General features: G+C 63.4%; 10 protein-coding genes. 9 read left to right on the top strand and 1 reads right to left on the bottom strand.

Annotated features, from left to right (window positions below; genetic code table 11):
- Positions 1-44: 44 nt before the first annotated feature.
- The 3 genes from ACQY6T_RS07820 (at position 45) to ACQY6T_RS07830 (ending at position 4,071) form a co-directional block, all read left to right on the top strand.
- Entirely contained in the window at positions 45-1,070 is a 1,026-nt protein-coding gene (locus ACQY6T_RS07820) for a serine hydrolase domain-containing protein (protein WP_428630074.1), read from the top strand.
- A 143-nt stretch (positions 1,071-1,213) separates the two neighbouring features.
- The gene (locus ACQY6T_RS07825) at positions 1,214-3,511 is read left to right on the top strand and encodes a TonB-dependent receptor (RefSeq protein ID WP_428630075.1); all 2,298 of its coding nucleotides are present in this window, start codon (positions 1,214-1,216) and stop codon (positions 3,509-3,511) included.
- A gap of 104 nt (positions 3,512-3,615) precedes the next feature.
- Positions 3,616-4,071, top strand: a complete 456-nt coding sequence (locus tag ACQY6T_RS07830; protein ID WP_428630077.1) for a MarR family winged helix-turn-helix transcriptional regulator — start codon at positions 3,616-3,618, stop codon at positions 4,069-4,071.
- 7 nt (positions 4,072-4,078) lie between these two features.
- On the opposite strand, the gene ACQY6T_RS07835 is transcribed toward ACQY6T_RS07830, so the two are convergent.
- The gene (locus ACQY6T_RS07835; RefSeq protein ID WP_428630078.1) at positions 4,079-4,834 is read right to left on the bottom strand and encodes an enoyl-CoA hydratase/isomerase family protein; all 756 of its coding nucleotides are present in this window, start codon (positions 4,832-4,834) and stop codon (positions 4,079-4,081) included.
- A gap of 124 nt (positions 4,835-4,958) precedes the next feature.
- On the opposite strand from ACQY6T_RS07835, the gene ACQY6T_RS07840 reads away from it, so the two are divergent.
- From ACQY6T_RS07840 to ACQY6T_RS07865, 6 genes are read left to right on the top strand one after another with little or no spacing between them, the layout of a single operon-like run.
- A complete protein-coding gene (locus tag ACQY6T_RS07840; RefSeq protein WP_428630080.1) occupies positions 4,959-6,149 on the top strand; it encodes an acyl-CoA dehydrogenase family protein in 1,191 nt (396 codons plus the stop codon).
- The gene (locus tag ACQY6T_RS07845; RefSeq protein ID WP_428630082.1) at positions 6,146-6,994 is read left to right on the top strand and encodes an SDR family NAD(P)-dependent oxidoreductase; all 849 of its coding nucleotides are present in this window, start codon (positions 6,146-6,148) and stop codon (positions 6,992-6,994) included. The genes ACQY6T_RS07840 and ACQY6T_RS07845 overlap by 4 nt, the downstream gene beginning before the upstream one ends.
- A gap of 1 nt (position 6,995) precedes the next feature.
- Entirely contained in the window at positions 6,996-7,772 is a 777-nt protein-coding gene (locus ACQY6T_RS07850) for an SDR family oxidoreductase (protein WP_428630084.1), read from the top strand.
- A gap of 17 nt (positions 7,773-7,789) precedes the next feature.
- On the top strand, positions 7,790-9,244 hold the full coding sequence (locus ACQY6T_RS07855) for an acetyl-CoA carboxylase biotin carboxylase subunit (RefSeq protein WP_428630086.1): 1,455 nt from the start codon (positions 7,790-7,792) through the stop codon (positions 9,242-9,244).
- Positions 9,244-9,711, top strand: a complete 468-nt coding sequence (locus ACQY6T_RS07860; protein WP_428630087.1) for an acetyl-CoA carboxylase biotin carboxyl carrier protein subunit — start codon at positions 9,244-9,246, stop codon at positions 9,709-9,711. The genes ACQY6T_RS07855 and ACQY6T_RS07860 overlap by 1 nt, the downstream gene beginning before the upstream one ends.
- The gene (locus tag ACQY6T_RS07865; protein WP_428630089.1) at positions 9,711-11,321 is read left to right on the top strand and encodes an acyl-CoA carboxylase subunit beta; all 1,611 of its coding nucleotides are present in this window, start codon (positions 9,711-9,713) and stop codon (positions 11,319-11,321) included. Before ACQY6T_RS07860 ends, ACQY6T_RS07865 begins: the two co-directional genes overlap by 1 nt.
- Positions 11,322-11,456: the final 135 nt, after the last annotated feature.

The following is an 11,456-nucleotide window of genomic DNA, read 5'->3' on the forward strand; positions in this document are numbered from 1 at the left end:
CGATAATAAAGGAATTAGCAAGCAACGGAAAATGGGAGCGGAACATGATCGCGAAAAGCTTGGGCATCGTTGCTCTTCTAGCAGGCGCCGTCTTGTTGCCATCCAGCGCCCGCGCAAGCGAAAACGGGCTTCCGGGCTGCGCTGCAGCGATTGCTTATTCGGACGCGAACAAGGGCGTCGCGGTCCTCGTCCTGGACAAAGGCAAACCGGTGTGCCGTTCCGCCGACACCGACAAGCCGCACGAACTGTGGTCTGGAACGAAAAGCCTCGTCGGGCTGATGGCCGCCGCGGCGGTCCAGGACAAGCTGCTAACCCTTGACGAACGCGCCGCCGATACGCTCACCGAATGGCAGCGCGACCCGCAGAAAAGCGCGATCACCATCCGCCAGCTGCTTTCGATGACGAGCGGTCAAGCCTCCGCGATCGGGCGGCCACTGGGCTATGCCGAATCGACCAAATTACCGCTGACCGCCGCGCCGGGAGCTACCTTCCAATATGGCCCCGCGCCGATGCAGATTTTCGGCGAGATTTTGCGGCGCAAGCTCGAAGCCGCAGGACAGGACGCAAACCCGGGGCGTTATGCCGAGCGCCGGATTCTCACGCCAGCGGGCATAAAGGTGGACGAATGGCGCAACGGCGCCGACGGCCTGCCGCTGATGCCGCAGGGCATGGTGCTCGCGGCTGACGAATGGGCAAAGCTCGGCGAGTTCGTTCGCGCCGGTGGCAAGGTATCGGGCAAACAAATTGTCGACCCGGAGGCCTTCGCCCAACTATTTGAGGGAAGCAAGGCCAACGCGGCTTATGGGCTGACCTGGTGGCTGCCGCGACCGACCACCGCGCGCGACATGGTGACACGCTCGACCGACATCACGGAAAAGGCGGCTGACCTACCCGCCGACATGGTTGTCGCCGCCGGCGCAGGCGATCAGCGACTTTACGTCATTCCGTCACGGCGGCTCACCATCGTGCGCCAGGCTAAACTCGATCTCGTCGCACTATCTGCAGGCGCGCGCAGCACATGGTCCGACGCGCATTTTTTGTCGCTGCTGCTTGCCCACCACACGCCGTGACGTCGCGCAGCTCGCCTGCGGAATGGCCGCCGCAGCGATCATAAGTAAACTGATTGACGATCCATCTTAATTACCGTACTAATACCTTACTAAAGCGGAACGGCTGAGACCGTGTACCTTGGGAGGGTAACTTGAAATCACATGTGAAATCCGCGCGACTCGCATCGGCTGCGCTTGTCCTTTTGGTCTATCCCGTCGCTGCTCAGGCACAAGCCGCGCCCGGCGATGAAACGCCATCGGATGAGACAACGTCGCCAACGCCGAGCACAGTGGGCGGCATCGACGAAATTCTCGTCACGGCCCAACGCCGCGAAGAAAGGATCCAGGATATTCCGGTCGCGATCAGCGCATTCGGGTCCGAACAGCTGGAACGTCAGGGCATCACCGACATCTCCGCCGTCGCGCCGCGCGTCCCCAGCTTTTATTTCGGCAGTTTCGGCGCAACGCGTCCGCAGCTGTATATCCGCGGCATCGGTACCCGCTCGTTCGATCCAGGTTCGGAAAGTTCGGTCGGGGTGTTCGTCGACGATGTGTATCTCGGCCGCGCCAGCGGTTCGTTCGCGTCGCTGCGCGATGTCGAGCGGATCGAAGTGCTGCGCGGTCCGCAGGGCACATTGTATGGCCGCAACACGATCGGCGGCGCGATTAACGTGATCACCAAATCACCGACCCCGAATTTCGAGGGGCAGGTCGAGGCCGGGGTGAGCAACTACAACGGCTACAACATCTTTGGTGCGGTCGGCGGACCGGTAACCAGCAACGGCACCGTCCAGTTTCGCGTCGCGGCGTGGCGCGATTACCGCGAAGGCTATCTCACCAACCTGACCACTGGCACGACCTTTCAGGGGATCGACAATAAGGGCGGGCGCGCCAAGCTGGCATTCGAGCCGAGCGATGCGGTGCGCATCGAACTCACCGCCGAATATATTACCGACGGCGATGAAGCGGCCTTTGCCGGCTTCAACCGGGGCAGCGGACCGATCGTCAATCCGCTGACCGGGGTCCGGACACCAGCCAATCCGTCGGCGATCTTCCTGGGGGCCGCCGGCCGCACGCCAATCGTCAATCCGGGCGGCAACAGCGGTTTTATCTCGCGCGACCCGACTCTCGACCGCGAGGCCCAAACCTACATCGCGCGCGGCGAATTCGACCTTGGCTTTGCCTCGCTGACCTCGATCACCGGTTACCGCAAGCTCGCCACCGACGAATCGCGCGATCTTGAAGGGTCGTCACGCAGCGTGCTCGATCAGCTAGGACGCGAACGTTCAAAGCAGTTCACCCAGGAGTTTCGTCTCGCATCGGACCCCGACGGCGCGCTGTCTTTCGGCGGCGCGCTCGATTGGGTCATCGGCGGCTTTTATTACCATGACAAATCGCTCCGCATCGACACCTTCTTGCTCGGGATCGACAGCGCGGTGCGCGCGGCGGCGGGAACGCCGGCAACCGACGTGACCATCGCGGACTTCGAATCCGACAGCTATGCGGCGTTCGGTCAGGCCACGCTGCATATCGGCGACAAGCTCGATCTGACTGCCGGCGCGCGCTATACCCGCGACGAAAAGCGTGCGATCCAGTCGGGTACGACAACCGATGCAGCGCCATTGATCGCGGTGCCTTTCACGGTCGACAACAGCGCCGTTTACACCTCTTTCGATCCGCGCTTGGTCGTCACCTATAAATTCACCCCCGACGTCAATGTCTATGCGAGCTATTCGACGGGCTTCAAATCGGGCGGGTTCCAATATGTGCCTTTTACGGCCAGCCAAGCCAATGTGCTGTTCAGTCCTGAAGAGATCACGACCTATGAAATCGGGCTGAAATCCGAATTCATGGACCGGCGGGTGCGGTTCAATCTGGCAGCGTTCAAATATGACTATACCAATTTGCAGGTGTCCCGGATCGTCGATCTGGGCGGCGGCGTCGCCGCCTCGCTGATCGACAATGCCGCCTCGTCGAAGGTCAAGGGCGTCGACGTCGAGATCGTTCTGCGCCCCAGCGACAATTTCGACGTCAGCGTCGCTTATGGTTATCTCGACGCCAAATATGATCGTTATGTCGCCAGCGCGGTCGCCGATTATTCGGGGACAAGGCTGGTCCGTGCGCCAAAGCATACGATCAACGTCGGGGCTGAATGGCGCGTGCCTTTCGGCGACAACCAGCTGTCGTTGCGCGCCGATTACGCCTTGCTCAGCGACTTCTTCCATGAACCCGGCGAGGCGAATCCGATCTTCGGCGGCGCGTCGAGCTTGGCGGCTGAGGATGGTTATGGCCTGCTCGATCTGCGCGCCAGCGTCGATTTTGGGCAATTTCGCGTCACCGCCTTTGCCACGAATGTGCTGAAAACCGATTATCGCCGCACCGTGTTTGCGCTCGGTTCCACCGCCAGCGATTATCCCGGCCAGCCGCGCATCGTTGGCGCCAAGGTCGGTTATTCCTTCTAGGCCACGCCAACGCCACGCCGCACTCTGTTGACTTGACCCGTTCGATGCGCTCCAGCTTGGTTCGCGCACCGAACGGTTGTGCGGGGCGGTCACTGGGGAAATTTGTGCCATATGATCTAGACTGGGAGCTACGGCTCAATTTCCTGGTGCATGATGTCGCCAGGCTGCGTCGCCGGGTAGTTGATCGGGCGCTGAAACCCATCGGCCTTACGCGATCGCAATGGCTACTGCTCGTGTTCCTCGCGCGCTCCGACGGCTTGTCGCAGGTCGCGCTGGCGGACCAGATGGACATCGGCAAGGTAGCAGTCGGCGGGCTGATCGAGCGTTTGGAGGAGGCAGGCCTCGTCGAACGGCGGCCCGATCAGGTCGACCGGAGGGTCAAGCGGCTGTTCATCACCAACGCGGGCAAATCGACGATCGCCGCCATCCGCAAGCTGGTTGCCGGGGAGGAAACCCGAATCCTGCTGGGTCTGGACAGCGCCGATCTGGAAACGACCGCGCGTACCCTGCGCAGCATGAAGTCCAACCTCACCGACATGCTCGCAAACAACGAGCCTTGATCGTCGCTTATCCGAGCACCGCGGCGATCCGCTGCTGCGCGTCGGGTCGGCGGGTGAGCGAGACGATCTCGGTGCGTTCGAGGTCGAGATGCGCGGCCAAATCGTGATCCAATGCGCGGCCGGTCAGCTGCTTAATGACCGCAAAGGCGTCGGTAGGACCGACGGCGAGGGCATGGGCGCGGCGCAGCGCCTCGGCCTGAAGTCCGGTGTCGGCAACGATCGCATCAGCTAGCCCGAATGCTATCATCTCCGCCGCGCCGATCGTTCGCGGCACCATCAACAACGAGCGCGCCTGCCGCACCCCGAGCGCCCGCGTCAGATGAAAACTGACCCCCGCATCGGCACTCAGCCCGAGCCGGGCATAACCGGTCGAGAAGCGCGCACCGTCGGCGATCAGCAATTGGTCGCACACGAGCGCGAGACCAAAGCCGGCGCCAACTGCATGACCTTGCACCGCGCCGATCACGGGTACAGGCAAATCCGCCAGCAACGTCACCGCATGATGGAAAGTGATTGCCATCGCGTCGAGCGCGTCGGCGAGATCGCCCTTCACGCTGGCTAAATGTTTGAGGTCGGCACCGACGCAGAAGTTCGCGCCGTCAGCACGGATCAGCAAAGCGCCGATGTCGGCGTCGGTCGCGGCTAGGGCGGCCGCGGCCAGCCCATCGATAAATGCGGGGTCGCAGGCATTGTTCGACGCCGGCCGCGCCAGTGTCAGAATGCCCAAACGCTGATCGATCTCGAAACCTACCGTCGCCTGCATCGAACGTCCCTTCCCTGCGCTCCGTAAATCTAGAGCGGCACAGCAGATTAGTAAACCGATAAACCGTAAGGTCTTGTTACTATAATCAAACGCTGCTAGCCCTTGTTGGGGAGACGGACACATCATGGACGCCAAGGAATCGAACGGGGGATGGAGCACGGCGCTCGGCCCCACGCACCGCGAAATGCTCGACCAGGCGGACCGTTTCGCGCGATCCGAACTCGCGCCGCTGGCGCGCCGGATGGACGATGAGGAATGGTGGCCTGATACCGCGTTCCGGGGACTTGCCGCGCATGGCTATCTGGGACTGACCGCCGCCGAGGCTTACGGCGGCGCCGGCCTCGATATTTTCGCCGCGGGACTGGTGGCGCAAGCGTTTGCGCGCTGGAACCACGCCTTTGCGCTCAGCTGGGTGGTGCATGAAAATCTGTGCCTCAACAATATTGAAGCCAATGCAGACGATGAACAACGCGCGCGCTTCATCCCCAAGCTGACCAGCGGCGAATGGATCGGCGCGCTCGGGTTGACCGAGCCCGGTGCCGGGTCCGACGCGCTCGGGTCGATGCGCACGACCGCGGTGCGCGATGGCGACGATTATATCCTCAACGGCACCAAGCTTTACATCACCAACGGACCCGTCGCCGATGTCGTGCTCGTTTATGCCAAGACCGATCCGGCGGCACGGCAACGCGGCATCTCTGCCTTTGTTGTTCCCACCAACAGCCCGGGCTTCAAGGTTGCGCAGAAGCTGGTGAAGATGGGCTATCGCGGCAGCCAGACTGCCGAGCTGGTGCTCGAAGATTGCCGCGTCCCCGCGGCCAACCGCTTGCGCGGCGAGAATGACGGGATCGCGGTGGTGATGAGCGGGCTCGACCTGGAACGCGCAATGATCGCGCCGATCTGTCTCGGCATTTGCGAACGCGCGCTGGAACTCACGATCGAGCATGCCAAGACCCGCCAGCAATTCGGCAAACCGATCGCCGAATTCCAGCTGGTCCAGGCCCATATCGCCGATATGTATGTCGCGATCGAAACGATGCGCGGTTTCACCTGGCAGGTGCTGGCCGAATGCACCAAGATTGCGGGCGGCGAAGGCGGCCGCGGTCGTATCCACGCGCTGACCGCAGCGTCGGTCCATTATGCTGCCGAAACCGCCAATCGCGTCCTCGATCATGCGGTTCAGGTCCATGGCGGCGCCGGCTATATCTGGGAATCCGAAATCAACCGGCTGTTCCGATCGACCAAACTGATGGAAATTGGCGCGGGGACGACCGAGGTGCGCAAACTCATCATCGCGGGCGAGCTCTTGCGATGACCCGACAGTCGACCGCCAACGCCTCCCCCACCGACGCGCCCTACGCGCTGGCGGACGGCCTGTATGCAGGCAAGGTGGTACTGGTTACCGGCGGTGGCAGCGGCATCGGCGCGGCGACGGTGTGGCTGCTCGCTCGACTCGGCGCCCGGGTGGCCTTTTGCGGACGAACGCCCGAACGATTGGCCGCGACCGAAGCGGCGCTGCGCGATGCCGGTCATGATGGATTTGGCATGGTCGCCGACATTCGCGACGAAGATGCCATCGCCGCCCTCTTCGCTCGCATTGCTGCCGAATTTGGCACGCTCGATCTCGTCGTGAACAACGCCGGTGGGCAATTCGCGCAGGCGATGGCTGACTTCCGCCCCAAGGGCTGGCGCGCGGTAATCGAGACCAACCTCACCGGTCCGTGGCTGGTCATGCAGGCGGCGGCCCAAAGCTGGATCGCGGCGCAGCGCGGTGGCGCCATCGTCAACCTCGTCGCCGCGAACGCGCGCGGCATGCCCGGCATCGCCCATTCGAGTGCGGCGCGCGCCGGGGTGATTAACCTCAGCCGCACTGCGGCGGTCGAATGGGCAGAGCATGGCATCCGGGTCAATTGCGTCGCCCCCGGGCTGATCGCGACCGCCGGGCTCGACAGCTATCCTGACGAGGCGCGCGCCCATTTTGTCGACGCCAACCCGCAGCGCCGCAGCGGCGATCCATTCGAAGTTGCCCAGGCGATCGCCTTCCTCGGCAGCAGCGCCGCAAGTTATATCACCGGCGCAACGCTCACCATCGATGGCGGCGGTTCGCTGTCGGGTGAACTGTGGACCCACCGCGCGCCGCCCTATGGACAGGATGAATAGTATGATGTTGGCAGGCAAAACCGCCTTGATCACCGGCGCGTCGAGCGGGATCAATCTCGCCATCGCACGCCGTCTCGGCGAAATGGGCGCGCGCTTGGCGATCCTCAGCCGCACGCCCGAAAAGATCGAAGCCGCCGCTGCGATGCTTTGCAGCGAAGGGCTCGATGCTATGCCGCTGGCGGGCGATGTGCGCGACCCGCAGCTAATGGCCGAACTCACTGGGCAGGCCGCAGACCGGCTCGGTCCGCTCGACATCTTAGTGTCGGGCGCCGCCGGGAATTTTTTCGCCCCCGCAGTGAACATGTCCGCCAACGCCTTCAAGACGATTATCGACATCGACCTGATCGGCACCTTCAACGTTATCAAGGCCGCCTTTCCGCACCTGCGCCAGCCCGGGGCGGCGGTCGTCAATATATCGGCGCCGCAGGCGCAGCGCGCGATGCGCAACCAGGCGCATGCTTGCTCGGCCAAAGCGGGGATCGACATGCTGACCCGCTGTCTCGCGCTCGAATGGGGCGAATTTGGCATTCGCGTCAACGCCGTGTCGCCGGGGCCGATCGCCGGTACCGAGGGACTCGCGCGCATGGCGGCAGACGACGCGCTGACCGACGCGATCGTCGAAGATTTGCCGATGCACCGGCTGGGCGAAGGCCGCGAAATCGGTGATGCCGTCGCCTATCTGTGCAGCGACGCCGCGGCCTTTGTGACCGGGACCATTCTTGATTGCGACGGCGGGATGCGGCTTGGAAATTTCCATGTGGCAGAGGCATCGCGTTGACGGCGTTTGGCAGCGTCTTGGTCGCGAATCGCGGCGAGATTGCGGTGCGCATCTTGCGCACGGTGCAGGCGCGCGGGCTGCGCGGGTTGCTCGTCGCGCATCGTATCGACAGCGGCTCGCCCGCCGTTGCGATGGCCGACGCCGTGGCGTGGATCGACGGCCCGACCCCGGTCGCGGCCTATCTCAACGGCGCGCAAATCATCGCGTCCGCAAAGGAACTGGGCGCCGAGGCGATACATCCGGGCTACGGCTTTCTCTCTGAAAATTCCGATTTTGCGGCGGCGGTGGAAGCTGCCGGGATTGTCTGGATCGGGCCCGAGGCTGACACCATCACGCTTATGGGCGACAAGGTTCGCGCGCGGCGATTTGTGGAAGATCGCGGTTTCCCGGTCGCGCCCTCGGCGATCGAGGACGACGACCCCGGGAGCTTTGCCGAACGCGCCCGCGCGGTTGGCGCGCCGCTGTTGCTAAAACCCTCGGCGGGTGGCGGCGGCAAAGGGATGCGGATCGTCCGCGACCTCGCGCTGCTCGATGCCGAGATTGAGCGCGCGCGCTCCGAAGGGCAGCGCTATTTCGGCGACGGACGACTATTCGCAGAACGATATGTCGAAAATCCACGCCATATCGAGGTGCAGGTGCTGGGCGATGGCCAGGGCGGCGTCGTTCATCTGTTCGAGCGCGAATGTTCGCTGCAACGCCGCTTTCAAAAGGTGATCGAGGAAGCGCCTTCGGCCACCTTGGATGCGGACGAGCGGTCGGCGATTTGCGACGTCGCGGCGGGGATCGCACACGCTGTCGATTATCGCGGTGCCGGAACGGTCGAATTTATCTATTCCAACGGCGATTTCTACTTCCTTGAAATGAACACCCGGCTTCAGGTCGAGCATCCCGTCACCGAAATGGTGACCGGTATCGACTTGGTCGCGGCACAGCTGGACATCGCGGCGGGTCAGCGGCTGCCTTGGGCGCAGGACGATATCAAGCTGTCGGGCCATGCCGTGGAAGCGCGCCTTTATGCCGAGGATCCGGCACGCGATTTCGCTCCGACCAATGGCAGCCTGCTGCGCTTCGACGTGCCGAACGGCGCAGGCGTGCGGCTCGACAGCGGCGTGAGCGAAGGTGCCGATATTGGCGTCGCGTTCGATCCGATGCTGGCGAAGCTGATCGCCCATGGCGCGACACGGGACGAAGCGATTGCGCGGCTACGAGCGGCGCTGGATGGCACAACGCTGTTCGGCCTGCGCACCAATCTGGCCTATCTCGAACGCTTGCTGGGACACCCCGAAGTGGCGGCGGGACGGCTGCACACCGGCCTGATCGGCGAGCTCGGCGAGCTTCTCGCCGATCCACCGATTGATCCCGCCGACCAAGATGCGCTGCACGCACTCGCCGCGTTCCTGCTCCCAGACGTCGAACGCCAACTGGCCCGCGTTGCACCGCTGCACGCCGCCATCGGCGAGTGGCGCAACTGATGCGTGGCTTTCTGGACATCGACGGCGTGGTTGAGCCTTTCACGATCCACCCCGGACCGCGCCTGCCCGACGGGCGGCGCATCGGCATTGAAGAAGGCCAGCTGATTGTTGACAACCAGCGCCACGATATCGCAGTTTTACGCGATGGCGCGGTGTTGTGGGTAAAGCTGTCGGGGCGGACCCACCGGGTCGAGCTTTGCGACGCGGTCGCCTATTTGGCGGACGCCGCCGATGGCGGTCTTGCGGGCGGCATAGCGCGCGCGCCGATGCCGGGGCTGGTGGTATCGGTCGCCGCCGCAGTCGGCAATTCGGTTCAGGCTGGCGATCCGATGCTGGTGATCGAAAGCATGAAATTGGAAACGACGATCGTCGCGGGGATCGACGGCACGATCACGGCAATCCATTTCGCCCCCGGCGAAAGTTTCGATCGCGATGCGGTGCTCGCTGAAATCCAGGGAGCATCCTGATGCGCAGGTGGGAATCGACTATTCGCGTCGGTAGCGATGCCTTCCAGGCCAATGCCGCGCACAACCTCGCGCTCGCCAAGGAATTGCAGACCCGGCAGGCGGTCGCCCGCAACAATCGGCCACAGCGCGACCTCGACCGCTTGGCGCGGCAGGGCAAGCTGACCATCCGCCAGCGGCTTGACCTGCTGCTCGATCCGGGCACGCCCTTTCTGGAATTCTCGACGCTCGCCGCCAATGCGGCCTATGGCGGCGAGGTACCCGGCGCGGGGCAGCTCACCGGCATCGGCATCGTTGCGGGGCGCGAAGTGGTCGTCCATGCCGACGACTCTTCGGTCAAGGGCGGCGCCTGGTATCCGCTGTCGGTCAAGAAGATCGTCCGCGCACTCGACATCGCGATCGAAAACCGTCTGCCGATCATCCACCTGTGCGACAGCGCCGGTGGTTTCCTCCCGCTACAGGCCGAATTTTTCCCCGACCGCCAGCATGCCGGGCGGATTTTCCGCAACCAGGCGATCTTGTCCAAAATGGGCGTGCCGCAGATCGCCGTCGTGCTCGGCCATTGCACGGCGGGCGGCGCTTATATCCCCGCGCTTAGCGATTATTCGGTGATCGTGCAGGGCACCGGCGCGATCTTCCTTGGCGGTCCGCCGCTGGTCAAGGCGGCGACCGGCGAGATCGTCACCGTCGAGGAGCTGGGCGGCGCGGCGATGCATACATCGGTCTCGGGGGTCGCCGATTACCCGGCGGCGTCGGAAGCGCACGGCATCGCGATCGCGCGCGAGATCATGGGGACGCTTTCGACCCCAACCAAGACTGTCATCGACAGCATCGACGCTGAGCCGCCCGCTTACGATCCCGCCGAAATCTATGGCATATTGCCCCGCGATCCGCGCAGCGCGTTCGACATGCGCGAAATCATCGCGCGGATGGTCGATGGCAGCCGCTTCCATGAATATCAGCCGGCGTTCGGTACCACACTGGTGTGCGGCTTTGCCCGGATTTGGGGAATGAAGGTCGGCATCCTCGCCAACAACGGCGTGCTGTTGTCCGACAGCGCGCTGAAGGGCGCGCATTTCATCACCCTGTGCGACAAGGACCGCACACCCTTGTTATTCCTTCAGAACATCACCGGCTTCATGGTCGGCAAGGAGTATGAGCGGCGCGGGATCACCAAGGACGGCGCCAAGATGATCATGGCGGTCGCGGGCGCCAGCGTGCCCAAATTCACCGTCAATGTGAACGCCAGCTTCGGTGCCGGGACATACGGCATGGCGGGGCGCGCCTTTGACAGCCGGTTGCTCTTCTCTTGGCCGCAAGCACAGGTCGGCGTTATGGGGGCGGAACAGGCGACACGGGTATTGACCGACGTCAAGATCCGCCAGCTCGAGCGCGAAGGGCTGACGCTGTCCGAAGAGGAAATTGCCGCGATCCGCGATCCGGTGATTGCCGAATATGAGGAAAAAGCCAGCGCTTGGTATGCGACGTCCGAGCTATGGGACGACGGCGTTCTCGATCCGGTCGATACGCGTAATGCCCTGGGAATCGGACTGAGCGCCGCGCTTAATGCACCGATCGATCCGACGCCGCATTATGGGGTGTTCCGGCTTTGACGCTTGGGTACCTTGTCTCGATATTCTCGTCATTCCGAGGAGCGAAGCGATGCGGCAATCTTCAGCTATCGGCCTAACTTCAAGGTCGATCGCTGGAGATTGCTTCGCTCCGCTCGCAATGACGATTCGCGACAA

The sequence above is a fragment of the Sphingopyxis sp. genome (assembly GCF_965279725.1).
GTDB lineage: Bacteria > Pseudomonadota > Alphaproteobacteria > Sphingomonadales > Sphingomonadaceae > Sphingopyxis.